We start from the raw sequence: 20,408 nt of genomic DNA, 5'->3' as shown, positions 1-20,408 counted from the left end.
TCAGTTTTAGTTGTTTTTAAGCGGAATTGATTCTTTTATTCAAGTGTCACACTGCACCACGAAAAAGATGCATCTCCATTAGAATTGGCCATCCACTCTGTTACTTTCTCTCCTTCTGTATTGAGGTAACCAATTCCTGTGTTAAACCTAAATTCAGAAACTTCTTCCCAATTCAATATTTGAAAAGGAATCTTAAGCTCAATCTCAAAAATATTTGGTTGCTTTTCGCTCACTTTTAGTTCACCAATAAAGTCTTGCTTTATCCAGCTGCCTTTACTTCCCTTAAATGAATGAGCACTTCCATCTGTTTGAATCACCCATTTAAATAGTCCCTTTTCCGCCTGCTCAGTGCAATAATTTCCGGCATCTACTAAGAAATTAACTTCAGCCTGTTGATTATTCGCATTCTCATCCAGGTCGAGTTTAGCAGCTATAACCAGGTGCTCTCCAACCCTCTTGAGTCCTGATGAAATTTGATTGGCACTGGTATGCCCAACAAATATTGGAAGTGCAGCCCATTCATCATCATCAATCGAACCATCAACCTGTATGTTTGCTGATTGCAACGATAAAGACGGAATAATATGGCCTTTGATAATCCACACCTCACACGACGGACTGTTAAAACTGGTGCTTGTAGCTGCCACCACGGTCTGTTCATCCCACATGGCTACCGAATTCCATTTAGCTTCTCTATCCAAAGGCACACTAAAAGGTCGACTTTGTTTGGAGAAATTACGACCTTCGGCATCACCAATGGCCACTTCCATGGTAGATAGTTCCCAGTTATTCCCTCTCTGATAGGTTGTTTGGTACGACAAAACAGTTCCTCCTGGTATTGGCACCAGGTAAGGAGCTCCTGCATACACCTGATTGGGATAGGCTTCAGTCAGTGCTCGATCTCGTTGTGACGATTGAGCCAGAACAGGCGAACTCCAGTTGTCCTGAATAGTAGTGCGCACGGTATAAGGCTTAAACTGTCCTGACACGTTATCTTCAATGGCTACAACAATCTCGTCATTCAATAACACCGGCACAGGCATGCCATCGCGATGATGGGCTCTGAAACAAACGGTAACAACCTGCTCATCCCAAGTGATGCCCTTATCGTGAGAGCGCAACATTGAAATATTTTGCTCATCACTGCTGGTAAAGGGCTTTTCATTGGCAAAATAGACCTGCACCTCACCATTGGGTAATTCCAAGAAAGAAGGCTCCCAACAACCATCGTGGAAATAGGTTTCTGCTTCGTAAATAACCTGCGCCTCTGACCAGGTTTGGCCTTTATCGGTGCTTCGTTTTACAGCAATCGCAAATGGCACTATTCCTCCTTCAACAGGCCGGTAATTGCATGCACTCAACAAGGTACCGTCCGACAGTTCAATCAACTCTCCATTAGACATATTAACCGTTGTTGATTGTCCCTGGTCATTGGTTTGTGTCTGTTTTTCAAACAATATGGTCGGCATTGTCCAGGTTTGTCCTTCATCGGTGCTTACCACACATTCAACATTCCCTTGTGCTTCGTAAGTGACAAAGAGTGATTGGTCTTTCAGTCGTTTAAGCCTTGGATAACCAGACCACGACAACACGCGACCATCCTGCGGCACTATCTTCTGCATGGACCGATAGTCCCAGGCAATACGCATGCCTTCAACTGGCTCCTTTGTTTTGATATCTTCATTAACAGCTACTTCTTCGTTTTGCGAACAGGAGGCACATCCAATTATGGCTAGTGTCTGAACCAATAAAACGAGATATATAAAAATGGGTGTCTTCATGTTACTTTTTTAGGACAGGAATCAGATAATCAGTATCAATCTCCATAATATCAGCGCCAGCGTTGTTAGCCTTGAAACTCACATTAGAAATGTACATTTTACGCGGATGTATATTTTGGATATCCCGATGGGCATGAAAAACCTTAAAAAGCTGTCCATTTTCATTGTAAAACAAGGCGCTATGACCAGCTCCCACTAACTCGCCCGGACTTTGTAAAATTGGATTATGCTCATATTTGGTCCATGGTCCCATCGGACTTTCCGCTGTGGCATAGCCAACGCCATACCTCTGACTTTCGAAATGATTGGCCGAGTAGGTCATGTAATACAGGCCTTTATGCTTAATCACAAATGGTCCTTCATTAACACGCGCTTGTACTTCTTCCCATCTTTGCGACACACTGAAACAATGAGCCAGGGTTTCACTTTTAATACCCAGCAGGTCATCCGTCATCTCGGCTACCCACACATTATTGCCATCATTGAAGCGCACAAAATACATATAGGCTTTTCCATCGTCATCAATAAACAAGCTGTTATCGATGCTTTTTTCTTCCCTGATTGGTACCTTATTCTCTTGTACAAATGGCCCTAGCGGGGAGTCTGAAGTTGCTACACAAATATGCTCATCAGCCGAAAAATACATATAGAACTTTCCATTAACAGCATAGACTTCCGGAGCCCAAAACCAACGTTCGCCCCAAACATCATTTTTATGAAGAGCTAATTGTCCATGTTCCAGAGCTGGAACGCTCCAGTGAATCATATCTTCAGATGTGAACACCACGATGCCATCAGGTGATTGCGTGCCATACGCGTAATACAGCCCTTCATGGTAAAGTATAAAGGGGTCGCCAAGTGCCACAGGGGTTACTTTATCAGTTACTTCCTGTTCTTTTGCATCGCTTCCCTCGCAGGCATTTAACGATAAAAAACAGGACAAATACATCAAGAACAATGTGAGATAAGAAGTATTCATATCCTTGTTTTATTAAATCCAGGCTCCAATAACTGGAACCTGGATATAGTTTTGAATATCAGTAATCCATTAATAATTCGGATTCTGTTGCAATCCCGGGTTATTATCCACCTCACTGGATGGAATTGGCAAACAATCGTGCTTACCCATCACAAAATTGTTGAAATCACTGTCTCTTCCTCTCAGCTCATCAAGTCCTTCAGTGGAATTGAGTAAGCCCCAACGTTTAATATCAGCCCAACGGTGACCTTCGTGACACAGCTCTAACGAACGCTCTACCTGTAAGCGCTTCAAAAATGCTGCTTTGTCCTGTGTGGCTGCCAAGTGATTGACTGCCAAGTCTGGCATATTTGAACGGTTACGAATAAGGTTAACCAAGGCTACTGCCTCGCCTAAATCGCCAGAAGGCATATTGGCCAAACATTCTGCATACATCATCATCACATCGGCAAAACGAATGAGGCGAATATTGATTGGATTATGATAGTCTTCAAAATCACGGTAATAATCCGAGGCATACTTGCGGATAAACACTCTTCCTCTGTAGTTATCCTGCTGCCACACATCCATGTTAAATCGGTAGATTTTGTCGTTACCTTCAAAATCAGTATCCATGCCTTCGTAGAATAGACTTTCCTTCAGGCGAGCATCGTATTCTCCATCCTGATTTAACTCTGCTTTAAAAGCATCAACCAACCAACTTCTTGATTCACCGTCAGTCCAGCCAACCCCCGGAGGGCCAAAAAACTGGGCACGGTTCTGCCCCAGGTTAGGGTCGATATCGAAATCGCCATCACCAGCCGGAGCTTTATGTACATCCGAATATTGTAATTCGAATACCGATTCAATGTTGTTTTCTGCAAAATGAGTGAAGTTATCCTTAAAACTAGGTGCTAAACCATAATACTGTTTTCCTTCGCCTTTCACCAACCATTCCAGCTGAGTTTTAGCAGCATCCCATCGTTGCTGCTGCATAAGGCTTTTGGCCAACAAAGCTTTGGCAGCACCAATTGTAGCACGACCTTTGTTGGTGTCATCCCATGAAGCTGGTAACATATCAATGGCCATTTGCAAGTCACTCTCCACTTGGTTCCAAATGGCAGACTCAGTATTTCCTACCGGCGTATCACCGGGACTAGATGGCTCCAAAACAATGGCAACACTCGGATTGTCACTTCCCCAAAGCAAAGCCAGGTTATAATATTGAAGTGCTCTTAAGAAATATGCTTGTCCCAGTACGTAGTTTTTATCCTCGGCATTAGCAAATTCAATATCAGGTACTTTATTCAAAACCTGGTTGGCTCTGTAAATGGTTTCATAGGCATCACGATAAGTCCAAGCGTTACCTTCCCAAAAGTTATAGTTGTTGTAGATAAAGCGTGTCCAATCGGCCAGCTCCAGCCATGGGCTTGAACTAAAGGCTTCATCAGAAGTTAAATCAGTTCGAAACCAAATCCATCGTGTATACAGCCCGGGTTTGTAAAACATGTTGTAAACAGCATTCAAACCACTTTGCGCGTCGGCCTCCGTTTTCCAGAATATTTTCACCTCCAAATCATTTGGATTGGTTACTTCCACATCGCAGGAACTAAAGATGAGGCTTGATATTATTATTGTAAATAGAATCTTTTTCATTGAGAAATAATTTAAAAGAATTACGCTTAAATTCATTCTTTAAAAAGTTAGTTGAGCTCCGATTGTAACAGCCTTAGGGTTAGGGAATGCTCCGTAATCCTGACCTCTTTCCCAAATGTTGGAATTTCTAAATTCGGGATCTAAACCGGTGTACTTGGTAAACGTGATAAGATTTTGAGCATTGACAAAAATGCGTGCCTGATCCAATACATTTCCTAAGATGCTCTTAGGCAACGAATATCCCAGGGCCATTTGTCGGACGCGCAGATAGGAACCATCTTCGATCCATCGATCCTGATCGCCTCGGGTATTTCGGCTATCCTGATACAAAGGACGCGGATCCTTAGCATTCGGGTTACTTTCTGACCACGCATCGTAATCAGCTCTGTAGTTAGAGTTGTCATCAAAACGATCGAAACCACTTCTTGGGCCATTGAATACCTTCTGTCCAAATGCACCTGCCATCTGCACCTGAAGATCGAGCCCTTTCCACTCGAAAGTGGCGTTTAAGCCCAATTGCAAATCAGGCCATGGGCTGCCCACATGCTGACGGTCTGCATCAGTTATGATTCCATCGTCATTGTAGTCAACATAACGAATGTCGCCCGGACGGGCATTAGGCTGAATAACTGCTCCATTTGAATTGGTATGAGCAAGCACTTCTTCCTGGCTGCGGAATAAACCATCTGTTTTAATCAGGTACCACTCACCAATTGGGCTACCTACATATGATTTTGTATTCCACTGGGTGAAATACTCACGGTCATATCCCAACTCTAAGATTTTATTTTTGATGGTTGAAACGTTGGCGTTAACACTGTATTTAAAATCACCTTTCACTTCACGCCAGGTCAATGACAATTCAACACCGGTATTTTGCAATGAGGCAGCATTAACATTAGGATTACCTCCGTTATTTCCGGTTGTCATCAAAATCTGCATGGCGGTTAACACATCTCTTGTTTCCGACTTGAAGTATTCGGCCGACACATCCAGGCGATTGTCTAAAAAGGCCATGTCCACACCAAAGTTCATCTGGTGCAATTCTTCCCATTTAAGGTCATCATTCACCAATTTCACTTGTGTTTGTCCATTCACAACGCTCTGATCGGTTCCGAACACAGCTTGCGGGAAAGAGTTAATAAAAGCCACATAATCCCAATAGCCAATGTTTGAACTACCCAACACACCGTAGTTTGCTCTAACCTTCAAAGTATTAATCCATGGTACATTAAAGAATTCTTCGCTACTTATTTTCCAACCAGCCGAAACAGATGGGAAGACGCCATTTCTGTAACTTGAACCAAATTTCGATGATTCATCACGTCGTACTGTAGCACTAAACAAATAGCGATCGTCATAGGAATAGTTGAGTCGCCCGAAAACAGAAAATAGTTTTGAAATATCTCTAAATCCACCTGTTCTAGGGTCTTTTGTGGCGGCATTCAGTTGTTCGAAATAACTGCCATCGCTTGTGCTTAACAGTTCATTTTTTGAACCCCATAACTGTTCATAGTTAATATCCATGAAACTAGTTCCGACCACAGCATTGATGCTATGCTTGCCAATGACATCATTATACTCTAGTGTATTATCGTAGACCAAGGAATTAAAACGAGCCTTGTTTTTGGTAATGGTTGAAGGATCCCAGGGTTGATTATACGTCCAGTTGCCCTCTTTTCTTAAATACCTGTGCTCATCAAAACTAGTTTCAAAACCAATGTTTAGCTTATACTTCAACTTTGAAAAGAATTCCAACTCAGTGAAGACATTTCCTCGTATGCGCATGTTCTGATTATGCGTATCTGTTAAATCTTCTTTCGCCACCGGATTTGTTCCAAAGGTCACATCACGACTACCGTCGCCATAACCGTAACCACCCGGGTTGTTTTCATTATAAACAGGGATAGTTGGAAGCATACGGTATACATCAATAATCGGATTGGTATCCAATTCGTCTATTGAATAATTACTAACAATAATATTTTCCCCAATCTTAAAGGTCACGTTATCACCAAAATCGCGCATGGCCGATGTGTTGGCACGTAAAGTTATACGATCACTTTCGGTACCAATAGTGGTACCTGAATTAGACTGGTAGTTGGCTGATAAAAAGTAATTACTACTCTTACTTCCTCCCGAAAAAGAAACATTGTAATCTTCTACAACACCAGTTTTAAAGGTTTCATCCTGCCAATCGGTATCCGCATCAAAATGGTTGGCCGGTGCAAAACCATTGTTTTCAAACGCCATGTCATTCAATTCAATCCATTCCTCCCGGTTGGTTAAATCGTAACGGGGCAGCCATTGAAAACTATTCTTGGCCGATACTTCAATTTTCATAGGTCCTTCGCTTCCGCTCTTGGTGGTAATGATGATAACACCATTGGCCGCTCTCGAACCATAAATAGCAGCCGCTGAGGCATCTTTCAATACCTGAATCGACTCAATGTCGTTAAAGTTAAAATCGCGGTTCGCACCACCTTCAACAGCAATACCATCAATCACATACAGTGGCTGACTCGAACCAAAAGATTTAGTTCCACGAATTTCTACCCAGCCTTCTGCACCTGGTTTTCCTTCGGTTCGGGTGAATACACCACTCATGGTGCCAAGCATTTCGCCAACCGAACCGGTTACAACGCTACTCTTTAATTCTTCCGGTTTATAAATACCGACAGCCCCGGTTAAATCGGCTTTTTTGATGGTTTGATAACCAATCACAACAACTTCATCAAGCGATTCATCTTCGCCGACCATAGTTATATTTACCTCACGCTGACCATTATAAATAACAGTCTCTTCTTTCATACCAATAAAAGAGAATACGATAGTTTGATTGGCCTCTACATTAATAGTATAAACGCCATCAAAATTAGTAATACCTCCTTGTTTGGTTTCTTTTACAAATACATTCACACCTGGTATAGGCTCGCCCGTTTCATCAATAACCTTTCCTGAAAGGTTGACTGTTTGAGCTAATAAACCAAGCGGAACAAGCAGCAATAGTACCGCAACGATGTTTTTCATAATCTGTGAATTTAGTTTTAAAAAAATAGGTTGCCGGGACTTCTGATTTCCCAAGGTTCAAATTAAAACCTTACATTCCGAACAGGATGAAACACATTAGGCAAACAATACAATTAACCGGTCAAATCAAATAAAACCCTGCATTTAAGTATCTTCTGCTCAATTTATTCTATTTTACGACTAGTATGTTTCATTTTATATCGTCAAATAATACCTTATTGTAATTGAAAAATATGATTCTCAAATTTGTAATTCATAAGTTAGTTTTATGGCAAGAAGCAAATCTCTATTTATTATCCTGTTTATACACATCTGTGTTAGTGTAACAGCTAACACCAATATGACGTTCAGAAAATACCAGGTAAATAATGGTCTCTCTGAAAATTCCGTTCAATGTATTTTACAAGATGAACAAGGGTTTATGTGGTTTGGCACAAAAGACGGGCTTAATAAATTTAATGGATATGAATTTAAAACCTTCAGAAACACGCCTGATATTCCGCATTCTATTGGTAATAACTTTATTCGTTCATTATTTCAAGATAAAGATGGCAATATTTGGGTAGGTACTGATCAATCAATATTTATTTTTGATACCCTTACTGAAACATTTAGCCATTTTAATCCCACCACAGAAAACGGGGTGAGCATTACCAGTGCCGTTACATCCATTATTGCAGAAGATAATACAACCATATGGATAGGTACAATGACTCAGGGCGCTTTTGTATATAACCTTGAAAACGGTCAACTCAAGCAGTATGTAAAAGGCAACAACAAGCAATCGTTACATTCGAACCTGGTGTGGCGCATTTATAAAGATGCTTCCAATACCATATGGATAGGAACACGCAACGGACTTAGCCGTTACTACAAAGAAACTAACAGCTTTATCACCTATGGATCGCGAACAACCAAGGAATATATTGACGACCCGGAGATTCTGTCCATCTCCGAAGATTCGGATGGCGACATCTGGCTGGGCACTTGGTCAGGTGGATTAATCAAGTACAACAAAACAACAAATACCTTTTCTCATTACTTCGGCAAAACAGCCGAAACGTACATTACGCATATACGCGCTGTGCACGAATACCGGAAAAATGAATTATTGGTGGGCTCCGATGATGGCTTATATTTATTCAATAAAATCAGCCAAAAATATCAACGGCTCGATGATCAACAGGATCCGAACAGCCTCAGCGATCAAAACGTTTATGCCATCTACCAGGATAAGGAATCGGGTATTTGGATTGGTACCTATTTTGGCGGGGTCAATTACCTATCGGCCAACAGTTCTATTATTGAATATTATTACCCCAGCTACAAAAGTACATCCATGTCGGGTAAGGCCGTTAGCCAGTTTTGCGAAGATAAAAACGGTAATCTGTGGATAGCTACTGAAGACGGCGGCCTAAACCACTTCAACACCAGAAAGAAAAGCTTTAAAACCTATCTGTCGCGCGGCGAGAATGATTTTTTAAGCTACCACAATTTACATGCCCTCACATTTTTTCGCGATAAGCTTTGGATTGGCACCTTCTCGCGCGGGCTGGATGTGCTTAACATCAATAAGCAAACCGTTGAAAACTATCAATTCAGCCCCACCGACTCCAATACAATTGATGACAATTGCGTATTTGCACTATTAAAAAGCTCTGAAAACGAACTATATGTAGGAACTCCCTTTGGCTTAAGCAAGTACAATCCTCAAACAAACAGCTTTGAAAGAATTAATGAAATACGAAACTTTGTTTATGATATCATTGAAGATTATCAAGGTCACTTATGGGTTGGCTGCTACGGCGATGGCGTTTACCGCTATAACCCTCACAATCAACAATGGACGCATTTTGTGCATGAACAAAACAACCCTCATTCCATTTGCCACAATAAAATCATTACTATTTATGAAGACGAGAAACACCGGTTGTGGTTTGGCAGCGAAGGTGGTGGATTAAGTAAATACAACTACGACTCGCAAGACTTTTCGACCATTAATACAAATAATGGACTGCCCAATGATGTGGTGTATGGCATCCTCGACGATAAATATGGTCACATTTGGGTCAGCACCAATAAAGGCATCTCCCGCATAGATCCTAACACACTTGAAATAAACACACTGACACAAGAAGACGGTTTACAGAGCAACCAGTTTAACTATCGTTCCAGCTTTAAGGCTGCCGATGGCAAACTCTATTTTGGGGGCATTAACGGTTTTAATGCTTTTTACCCCGATCAGATACAAAACAACAGCTACGTCCCTCCTGTCCATATTACCGACTTTGAGTTACTGGAAGTGGATCAGCCACTAGAAGCAGATTCGTCATTTAATGCCGATTTGAACATTAGAAAGAAAATTGTACTCAATCACAACCAGGCATCATTTCGAATCAGTTTTGTGAGTTTGAGCTTTCAGGCACAAAGCAAGAACCAATATGCGTATTTTATGGAAAGCCTGAACTCACGGTGGATAGAAAATGGCAATCAACGCCAGGTATCGTATATCAACCTGGCTCCGGGTGAATACACCTTCAGGGTTAAAGGATCGAACAACAACGAGAAGTGGAATCCTCAGGAAGACTATCTGAGCATTGTTATTCTTCCGCCCTGGTGGAAAACCAACACGGCTTACCTATTGTATTTTATATTGATTATTCTGGCCTCCTACGCCATTTTTAAATACTATCTGAATATCGTGCGTTTGCGGCAACGCATAAAGCTCGAAGAGTTCCAGAATGAGAAAGAGAAGGAGATTTATACGTCCAAAATCAACTTTTTCACCAATATAGCTCATGAGATACGCACACCGGTAAGCCTGATACGGGCCCCGCTGGATAGTATTCTGGCCACCAACGATGGCAATGAAGAAACACGCGAAAATCTATCGGTTATAAATAAAAATACCGAGCGGCTTATCAACCTGGTCAATCAATTGCTAGACTTCCGAAAAATAGAGAAAGACAGCTATACCATTGATATATCAAAAGTTAATCTCAACCAGTTGATTTCAGATACCTGCTACCGATTCAGACCAGCTGCAAAAAAACGAGCCATTCAGCTAAGGTGTAATGTACCTGACGATACCATTTTTATTGAGGCCGATAAAGACGGCATCACTAAGGTGATTAGCAACCTGATAACCAACGCCCTTAAGTTTACTCAATCGATGATTACAATTGAAGTGGAAAGGAACTGGGGACAGAATAAAGTGCGCATTAAAGTATCAGACGATGGTCCGGGAATTGAAGAGCAATACCGAACAAAAGTGTTTGAACCTTTCTTCCAGATTGAAAAAGATATAAACGACGACCAAAAATATGGGACCGGCATTGGCCTGGCTCTCTCAAAGCAACTGATTGATCGGCACAAAGGACATATTTTTGTTGAAAGCCATGCAAACACAGGCTGCACCTTTGTGGTGGAACTGAACACCCATCTTGATGCCCCTGAAACACAATCAAACGAACCTACAAGCCATCAGGAAGAAAGCGAGCAAGCTCCGAAATCAGTCGACATTTTCACAGCAAACAATTCAAAACAAACCATCCTTGTTGTGGAAGATAATGAAGATTTACTGAGTTTTCTTCAGAATAACCTCAAGAAAGAATACAACGTATTAACAGCCATAAACGGTCGGGTGGCACTGGAGATAATTGATAGTAACACTGTTGATTTAATTGTTAGCGACATAGTGATGCCAGAGGTTGGAGGGATGGAGCTGGTAGAAACAATTCGTTCGAACCAGCAGTTCAGTCATATCCCCATTGTCATTTTATCGGCTCGAACCAGCGTTGAATCAAAAGTTGGCGGTCTGGATATTGGTGCCGAAAGCTATATTGAAAAACCATTCTCCATTGATTATTTAAAAGCTCAGATTAAAAGTCTGTTGGCTAATCGCGCCCGTTTAATTGAAAAATTTGCACAATCACCATTTATATCATTTGGTAGCATTGCCACCACTAAAAAAGACGAAGAGTTTATTGAAAAATTAAATCATGAACTAGAGCAACATTTGACTGATACAGAATACAATGTTGAAAGCATTGCTTCTGCTCTCTCCATGAGTCGTTCAAATTTGCAGCGAAAAATCAAAGGCTTATCGGACATGACTCCCAATGATTACATCAGAATCTATCGCCTAAAAAAAGCAGCTAAGCTCATTACCAGTGGCGAATACCGGATTAATGAAGTATGCTACCTTGTTGGCTTTAACAGTCCATCCTATTTCGCCAAATGTTTCAAAAAACAATTTGGAGCACTTCCTAAAGACTTTACAAAGAATCAAAAAACGAGCTAACACACATATTTTCAGACAACCACCTTATTTATAAACAAAAAAAAGCTCCAAAACATGGAGCTTTTTCTTAATGATTTTTGATTAAATATGGATCATTTTACCGGTGTCAATCGTATCATTAACACATCATGCACGCCAATCGTTGCTTTCAACTTTTGTTTTGATGTACCCAAGTTCTTATGATTGTATAAATCACGAATTTTATAATTCTTGTTATGTACTTCTAAAGCTCGGCCGCTCATATCATCTTTAACAGGGTGCCATGCCCAGTCGTGATTAATTGTAATAGCTTCTTCGCTCATATTAACAAACGCAAAGGCCCACTCACCATTAGCTAATGGCTTCGCCCAAATCTCCATATCTCCTTCATCGGAATGGCAATACGCCTGAACTCCCAGTTCATCCTGGTTCACGGCAATCACTTCCTTATTTGTCAACGTTTCGATGGTTTCTTTTGTGGCCGATCGCAGATCATTACCCATAATCAGCGGAGAAGCCAGCATGGCCCACATGGTAAAATGAACGCGATCCTCAGCAACACTCATACCATTACCTACTTCCATCATGTCAAAATCGTTCCAATGTCCCGGGCCACTGTATTTTCGGATGTCTTTACGTAATTTAATGATTGGCCACACGCCCAACGACGACCAAGTTCCATGGCCAACTTTACAATCCCAGCAATTAATGATATCACCAGTTACGCGCCACATGTGCCCCATTTCTTCTCCCCATTTCCATGGTTCGTTATCACCCCATTCGCAAATGCTGAATAAAATCGGGCGGCCTGTTGCATGCAAGGCATCGCGCATGGTTTGATACGCACCTTTGGCATTCAGATTTTCGGTATCACACCAGTCGTATTTTAAAAAATCAACACCCCATTCTGCATATAATTTAGCATCCTGGTATTCAAAACCACGACTACCCGGATATCCGGCACAGGTGGTAGCTCCGGCACAATTATAGATACCAAACTTTAAGCCTTTGGAATGCACATAGTCAACCACTTGCTTCATGCCATTAGGAAACTTCTTAGGGTCGGCTACCAGGTTATAGTTTTCATCGCGTTCCATGGCCATCCATCCGTCGTCCAGCACCAGATATTTATATCCTGCATCGCGTAAACCCAATTCAACAAAAGCATCTGCAATATCTTTCACCAGTTGTTCATTTATATCAGTACCGAATGTATTCCAGCTATTCCAACCCATTGGAGGAGTCATGGCCAGTTGTTCGGCTTTTTGAGCAGTAAGTCCCATTGTCATCAAACAAAAGACCACAATACTAAGTGTTGTTTTCATCTTCATCCTGTTTTTCTTAATTCATATATTTAGCAAATCGATTCAGGTCTCAAAATTATTTGGCTTAAGCGTAGTTTTTATGTACAATTCTCTCAAATGTTAATACTATTCTTAATGAGCCAGCCAGTGCTATTTACTTTTCCAAACGGAAACGGCAGCGGGCTTTAACGTTTTTTCGCCCAATAGATAGTTACCGTCATAATCCAGCTCATAAGCCTCTGATGAGTAATTGACAGCTACCATAAAGCCATCGCGATACATAACAAAAACGCCTTCGGGGTAGTTTTCGACAGATACTTTATTATCATCGAATGCCCTTTTCAGCACATCTTTTTCTAATTGGCCATACAGCGATTCGATGCCGATATACCACACCTTACCTTTACCAATGCTCTTAGAAATAACACAAGCATCACCTTTGTAAAACTGATCGCTATAACTGGCTAAAATTTCGGAGTTAGTACTGGCACTAATTCGATCGCCCCATGAGCTCCATTGGTAGGTTTGGCTATCCATGACTACCTCACCGCTTTTTCCTGCCGGCAGCATATCAAAGCTTGTCACCTTGCCACCAATCAGCTCATTCATGATTCCCGACAGATTGCTCTCCCATAAATGGGCATTTTTATCTTTAGCACCTGTGCGGGTGCTGATGATCAGATTACCGCCTTGCGCAACATAGCTTTTCCATTTCTGCACCAGGTCTTCATCCACCATTTCATAAGCTGGTACGATTATAAACGGATAGTCATTAAAATCGTCCTCCTCTGAAATAAAATCAACCGGAGCACCCAAAGCATGTAAAATAGATTGGTAGCGTTGCATATGCATCCAGCTATCCCATTGGTAAGTTTGTTTCTGACGCTCCAAATTCCAAAGGTTATCGAACGACCACATGATGGCTGCTTTACGTTTTTGAATGGCCTTCGGCATCTTAGCTTTTGACGAATAAGCTTCTTTCAGCAGCTTTATTTCTTTCATCACTTGCACATACTCTTGTCCACCTTGACTTAACGATACACCATCGGTGCTTACAATGCCATGATGATATTGCTCGGCACCATACAACACCTGGCGATAACGGTATGAACAAGCGAATGAACTACCACCGGCAAAACAATGCCATAACCACATGCGCACTGTGCCGGGTTGTAACAATGAGTTGTGATTGGCCCAATTGACTTGTCCAGGCTGAATTTCCATGACACCTGTAACACCATCCACTGATTTGTAATAGTCGTTGGCATACATCAATACCGAGTAATCGCCCAGGCGGAAGCCTAAGTCACCTAAATTGGCACTTCCGTAATTGGGATAGGCGGTGAATGAAGCAAAATCCATTTGAGTGCTGCGACGCGGGTCGGCGCCATTGCCTTTGGCCACATAATTGGTGGTGATAAACTGCGATTTATCAATGTACTTTCTTAATTCTTCGGCCTGAAAATCAAGAAAAGCTGCCTGTGTATCGGCCGTATAACGCTTAAAATCGAGCAGTGCTATCGGGTTAGCTCCCCACCACCCTACATTAGTGGCGTTATGGATATTTACCTCATCAAAGCTGCTGTATAACTGACTCCAAAAAGCCGTACCCCAGGCTTTATTCAACGCATCAACAGTTGCATATTTTGCCATAAGCCATTGCCTGAAAGCCGCCTGCGATGCTTCACTGTAATCCTCTTTAGCTTCTGGCTCATTATCTATTTGCCAGCCCATTATCGTTTTGTTGCGAGCATAATGTTTGGCCATCGCTTCAACAATCTTTTGCGTATAGTCTAAAACCTTTGGGTTTGACAAGGACATATTGGCACGCGTGCCATGTTCTTTGCGCTGATAAAGGACATCTTTCACATAAATATCAGGATGCTTAATACCTAACCAAACGGGCGGGCAGGGCGTTGGAGTCCCTAAAATAACTTTTAAACCATTTGCTTCGGCGAGCTTAATCACCTTATCCAACCAGGTAAAATCATACTTTCCTTCACTGGGCTCCAATTGTGCCCAAGCAAACTCGGCCATATGAATAAATTCAAAGCCATGCCCGGCTATATTCTTGATGTCACGCTCCCACTGATTGGGCGACCAGTGTTCGGGGTAATAATAGACTCCTATCGACATTAAGTCCTCCTTTGGGAAAAAATTTTGTCCCTGTGCCACTACTTTAAATACAACAACACATAATAATGTGATGATAACCTGTCTTTTCATACTATATTATTCAATTTCTATTTCTTTCTCCAAACGAATGGCCGAAGATGATGAGCCAGCCATTATCCTCACTACGCCTTTCTCCAGAACCCATTTCTTTTCATTGATACTCCAATAACTCAAATCCGATAATTTCAAGGGAATAATCACTTCTTTAGATTCATTTTTCTTGATATATACTCTGGTAAAGCCCTTTAACGCTTTTGCTGGTCGTTCCACCTTTGAATCAGGAAAACTCACATACACCTGCACCACCTCATCACCGTCCATTCTGCCAGTATTTTCGACCTGAACTCTAAAGGTAATAAATTCATTATCAACACTAATATCTGCATTTGAATACTCAAATTGTGTGTAACTCAAACCATAACCAAAGGGATATAAAACCGGATATTTACCATATAAATAGGTATGGCCGTTTCGGATATTGTAATCTAAAAGCGGAGGCAGGTTCGCCTCTGACATTGGCCAGTCTTGCGTCAACCTTCCGGCAGGATTATAATCGCCAGTTATTACATCAGCTAAGGCATGCCCCATTTCCTGACTGTTATGAGTCATGTGAACAATGGCTGGCAAGTTACGCTGCGACCAATTGATGGCATAAGGAAAGCTACTAACCAACACCATCACGGTATTCTGATTCACTTCATATAGCTTTTTAATCCACGCTTCATCTTCCAGATTAATCGATTGCCGATCAACCGATTCCTTACCATAACTATCGCGGGTTACTTTTGCCCAACCTGCATTTCCGGTTGGGTGATTGCCACCAAATGCCAAAACGAGGTCTGCTTCTTCTGCAATCGTTAAAGCCTTATCTAGAGTTGAGTCGGATGCATAAACAATTTCCACATCATCGCCAAACTTCTCTTTAATACCCTGAAGAGGTGTCACTTTGTATGGCGGCGTTCCTGAATACCAGTCGCACAACACATCGTTGGCAAGCCATCCCACAATGGCAATCTTTTTTACGCTTTTGGTATCTATCGGAAGTGTTTCGTTTTCATTTTTTAGGAGAACAATTGACTTTTGAGTCGCTTTTCTCACTGCTTCTTTATTACGTGCAGATAACCATGGTTCACTTTCTCCTTTTAATCCGATGGATGAATAGGGATCATCAGAGTCAAGACAGCCTAATTTTAGCATGACTCTAAAAACACCTTCTAAAACACTATCAATCTCTGCTTCTGTAACAATACCTTTACTGACAGCTTTTTTCACTGCTTTATAGTGAACATCAAGAAATTGATTGATACCGCTTTTAATGGCCATGGCCGCTCCCATCTCAAGTGTTTCGTAATATTGATGATGGTCAATTAACAGCTTCAATGCCCCGCCATCGGTGCAAATAATTCCATTCTGCCCCCATTGCTTCACCGTTAGCTCATTCAATAAAGGGCTAACCATCATCGGCACTTGATTCACCTTATTATATGCAGCCATATAAGCACGGGAACCTCCTTCTGTCACTCCTTTCATAAACGGATAGGCATAATACTCATGCATTAAGCTCTCATCAAAATCTGATGACGATGTTGTCCTTGTATCTTCATTACTGTTGGCCAAAAAATGTTTCATCAGCGAAGCGGCCATCCAATATTCAGGATCATCACCTTGCAGGCCCTTGATAAAAGCGGTAGATAGCGAAGCTACCAAAAACGGATCTTCACCATAGCATTCTTCTGTCCGGCCCCATCTCGGATCATGACTTAAATCGGCATTTGGTGCACGAACAACCAAACCACCTCGCTTATATTCAGGCGATTGGTATAAATAACGCACATCATAGCCTTCAATTTCACCCATTTGTTTTAAGGCCGTCACATCCCAGGTATGGCCCATACCGTATGCCTGCGGAAAAGTTGTTGTTGGAACAGGCTTATCACCTCCCCAATTACCAGGCTCCCCCATCGCCAATCCATGCAAGCCTTCCACATGGCCAGTTGCTTTCAGGCCAAGCCGCTTAACAGAAGGGTTGGTACCGAGGCATTGAATCTTTTCGTCGATGGTCATTAACGAAAGTAAATTTTCAATGCGTGTTTCGGGGTCAATATTTTTGTCTTGAAAAATATAGGTTTGAGCAGTAACAAACGGCGAAACGACAAAGCACAACAAGCATATAATAAAAGGTTTCATCATCAGTCTAACTATTTTATCAGAAGCTTTACTTTTGACGGCGCATTTGCTACCTGCCACTGTTCATTAACTTTATTCAGTTTCAACTCATTGACTTTAGTGCTGCCCGGCAGGTAAATCAATCCACTGGCTTTATTACTATCACTGAATACGCGAAGTTCCAGCTCATCCCATTTCATATCTTTGGTTGATTGCGCCAGTTTGATGTGAGGTATCGCAGCACCACTACGCACCAACATAACAACTGGTATGTCTCCTGCAGCAATTTTATGCCATCCTCCTTCATACTTTTTACCTGTCTGATAATCAATCCATTTACCTTTAGGCAAATATACGTTGCGTTCGCTCACATTTTCCATTAAAGGAGCCACCAATAGGTCATCGCCAAATAAATACTGATCGTCGACTAACCAGGCTCCCGCATCATCAGGATACTCCACAAATAAAGCACGCAACATGGGCAAACCTGTCTCGCTGCATTTTTTAGCCTGAGCATAGATGTATGGCATCAATTGGTATCGCATGTTCGCGGCCTTTCTAAAGTCATTCAGGAATTTTTCGCTGTATTCCCATGGCTCTTTAGGTGGCGCACCATGACTGCGTGTGTGCGAGGTGAGCATCCCAAAGGGCGTCCATCTTCGATACAGCTCTTCAGGTGATTTGAGCACAAAACCGCCGATATCATGACTCCAGAATGAAAAACCACTTAGACCGATGGACAAACCTCCACGTAATGAGGCAGCCATGGCCGTATTGGTATTGGCCGGGTCGCCACCCCAATGAATCGGATAGCGCTGACTGCCAGCCCAGGTGCTTCGTGCCCACATAATCTGTTCTCCTTTTACCTGTTGAGTAATATCGGCCACTGCTTTATTGTAGCGTAATGGGTAAAGGTTGTGCTCATAAAATCCGGTTTTGCCCGAGGCATAAATACCATTGTAAGGTGCTGCTTCGCCAAAATCAACTTTAATGGCGCCTACCCCTAGTTTTAATAAACCGGCAATCTTATCCTGATACCATTCAACGGTAGCCGGATTAGAAAAATCAAGCACCGCATCTTCATAGGGCAAATTACCCTTGCTGTTTTTTACAAACAGTTGCTTGTCGATAATCTCATTAAACAACTCATTTTTAGGAACGAAATACGGCAACTGCCACAGGCATGTCTCAAAGCCCTGCTTTTTTAAGTCCTTAATCATCTTTCCAGCATCATCAAAGCGCGATTCGGAGAACTGATAATCACAACGCCAATCCGTTTCGAACCATCCTGTATCGAAATGGATGACATCACAAGGAATTTCGTTATCCCTCAATTCTTTTGCCACGCGGCGTCCATCTTCCTCACTGAAATAGGTAATGCGACTCATCCAGAAACCAAAGGACCAAAGTGGCGGCATCTGCGCTTTACCAGTCAGGGTGGTGTACTCGTCTAAAATAGTCTTTGGTTCGCCCAAAAACACAAATAAATCTAAGGTTTCATCACCCACCATTAAAGAGTTAATGCCATTAAAGTACTTACCAAAATCGCAGGTGATGGGCGATGATGTATGCATAAACATGCCATAGCCTCGGTTACTCATAAAAAAAGGAATGGGCTTGTACAAGGTTTCATTTTGCGTGCCATTACCATCATCGGCACACAACACCACCTTTTGCCCTCTTTTATTGAAAGACGTATACGATTCGCCACAGCCAAAAATCATCTCATTAGGCGATAAGGAAAAAGCCGCATTAAAACTGCGCGAATAATCCGATGCCCTGCGCACATAGGAAAATGGCATTATTGGTGTATAGGTTGTTTCGGCATTATCAAGGTGGTGATTGGTCGAAGTAAGAAGCTTACCCTTTGCATCGTAGAATGCAATGCGCCACGGAAATTCACTTATAACAACCTTTCCATATTCACTTGTGTAAATATGACATCTTTCTTCGGTAGAGTATTTCCAGGTTTTACCAGCTTTAACCTTTCCGTCAACGAGCATCAGCGAGGACTCATCTGCTACAAAATCTGCTCCGCTATAAAAGCGTAAACGAACCGTTTTATCAGATATAAACTCAATACAAAAAGTTTGTTGAGGTGCCGCTTCATACTCTCCTTCCGGAAACTCATTTTCGCTTACTGGTTTTAAGACGCCTAACATGTTATTAAATGCATAACGCGTTTTATATTCATAACGATTATAGGCGATTTTACCTTTGGCAGAAGCTGCATCAAAGGCTACAATACTATCAGCAAAATAATACGTGTTTTTAAAACTATAGAAGTCTGGTGCTATATCCAGTGGTTCATTAACCAATCCATGGTTTTGTAGTTGAGCATTAGCTGCTAAACAAACTAAAGTTAAACAGGCTATTAGGGTGAATTTTGATATTTTCATCGTTTTGGTATTTAGTTAAGCTTGTTTGAATTAAAACTGATAGGCAATAGATAGTTGTGCTATTGAATTATCAAAACCGTAATTCCAGATTGAAATATCATTGGGGTCTACCATATCATCATCATTCCCTCTATGACCGAACGAATAAGTTATGCCTGGTAATACTTCAACGCCAAAAACAAAATTACTGGTGTTTGTATAAACTACTCCTAAAATAAAATGAGCACCAAGGGTTGTGGTTTTCCTAACGTAATTAAAATCTCCTGTTCCTGTACCTAGCTGTTCTCGATTATAGCTATCGTAACTGGCTTGTGTCAATACTCCTGTTCGAAGTTGAAAACGTTCAGTAATTACTTTACGAAATTCTTTACCAAAACGAAGGCTTAAACTTAAACCATCCTCGGTATTCTGTATATCACTGTCATTATTCTCTTCTTGCATACGATAACCATCGCCTACTAATGCATCTAAACGCCACAATGAAGTTGAGCGGCCCCATTTATAATTAAGACCATACGAGTCCAAATTTTTAAATATAACTCCCAGCTCTTTTACATTGCCTGAATCCTGACAATAGGCCAGCATTGCAATTGTAAAAAGACAAAAAAACATTGCGGTTTTCTTCATAAACATCTGATTTTATTAAGTGATAACTAC

Annotated in this window: 10 protein-coding genes; 1 reads left to right on the top strand and 9 read right to left on the bottom strand. The window is 41.6% G+C overall.

Features of this window, described 5'->3' with window-relative positions; all coding sequences use genetic code 11:
* Positions 1 to 35 precede the first annotated feature (35 nt).
* The 4 genes from J1N10_RS06610 to J1N10_RS06595 form a co-directional block, all read right to left on the bottom strand.
* Positions 36 to 1,781 (bottom strand): sialidase family protein, encoded by a 1,746-nt coding sequence (locus J1N10_RS06610; protein ID WP_262325899.1) that lies wholly within the window; start codon positions 1,779 to 1,781, stop codon positions 36 to 38.
* Between the two features lies 1 nt (position 1,782).
* A complete protein-coding gene (locus tag J1N10_RS06605; RefSeq protein WP_262325898.1) occupies positions 1,783 to 2,760 on the bottom strand; it encodes a glycoside hydrolase family 43 protein in 978 nt (325 codons plus the stop codon).
* Between the two features lie 69 nt (positions 2,761 to 2,829).
* Entirely contained in the window at positions 2,830 to 4,395 is a 1,566-nt protein-coding gene (locus J1N10_RS06600; RefSeq protein ID WP_262325897.1) for a RagB/SusD family nutrient uptake outer membrane protein, read from the bottom strand.
* A gap of 39 nt (positions 4,396 to 4,434) precedes the next feature.
* Positions 4,435 to 7,425, bottom strand: coding sequence for a SusC/RagA family TonB-linked outer membrane protein (locus J1N10_RS06595; RefSeq protein ID WP_262325896.1), 2,991 nt, complete (start codon positions 7,423 to 7,425; stop codon positions 4,435 to 4,437).
* Positions 7,426 to 7,693: 268 nt separating this feature from the next.
* Here J1N10_RS06595 and J1N10_RS06590 point away from each other — a divergent pair, with 268 nt between their 5' ends.
* A complete protein-coding gene (locus J1N10_RS06590; protein WP_262325895.1) occupies positions 7,694 to 11,728 on the top strand; it encodes a two-component regulator propeller domain-containing protein in 4,035 nt (1,344 codons plus the stop codon).
* A gap of 92 nt (positions 11,729 to 11,820) precedes the next feature.
* On the opposite strand, the gene J1N10_RS06585 is transcribed toward J1N10_RS06590, so the two are convergent.
* The 5 genes from J1N10_RS06585 to J1N10_RS06565 form a co-directional block, all read right to left on the bottom strand.
* Positions 11,821 to 13,032: a glycoside hydrolase family 27 protein gene (locus J1N10_RS06585; protein WP_262325894.1), complete on the bottom strand. Its 1,212-nt coding sequence runs from the start codon at positions 13,030 to 13,032 to the stop codon at positions 11,821 to 11,823.
* 129 nt (positions 13,033 to 13,161) lie between these two features.
* Positions 13,162 to 15,237, bottom strand: a complete 2,076-nt coding sequence (locus tag J1N10_RS06580; protein WP_262325893.1) for a beta-galactosidase — start codon at positions 15,235 to 15,237, stop codon at positions 13,162 to 13,164.
* 6 nt (positions 15,238 to 15,243) lie between these two features.
* A complete protein-coding gene (locus tag J1N10_RS06575) occupies positions 15,244 to 17,376 on the bottom strand; it encodes a glycoside hydrolase family 3 C-terminal domain-containing protein (RefSeq protein ID WP_262325892.1) in 2,133 nt (710 codons plus the stop codon).
* 8 nt (positions 17,377 to 17,384) lie between these two features.
* Positions 17,385 to 19,751, bottom strand: coding sequence for a glycoside hydrolase family 31 protein (locus J1N10_RS06570; protein WP_262325891.1), 2,367 nt, complete (start codon positions 19,749 to 19,751; stop codon positions 17,385 to 17,387).
* A gap of 30 nt (positions 19,752 to 19,781) precedes the next feature.
* Positions 19,782 to 20,378 carry a hypothetical protein gene (locus J1N10_RS06565; protein WP_262325890.1) on the bottom strand — a complete coding sequence of 199 codons (597 nt, stop codon included), beginning with the start codon at positions 20,376 to 20,378 and terminating at the stop codon, positions 19,782 to 19,784.
* Positions 20,379 to 20,408: the final 30 nt, after the last annotated feature.

The organism is Carboxylicivirga litoralis, from assembly GCF_025499605.1.
Taxonomy (GTDB): Bacteria; Bacteroidota; Bacteroidia; order Bacteroidales; family Marinilabiliaceae; genus Carboxylicivirga; species Carboxylicivirga litoralis.
The sequence above is the reverse complement of the archived record's forward strand: the minus strand, read 5'-3'. Positions and strand labels throughout refer to the sequence as shown.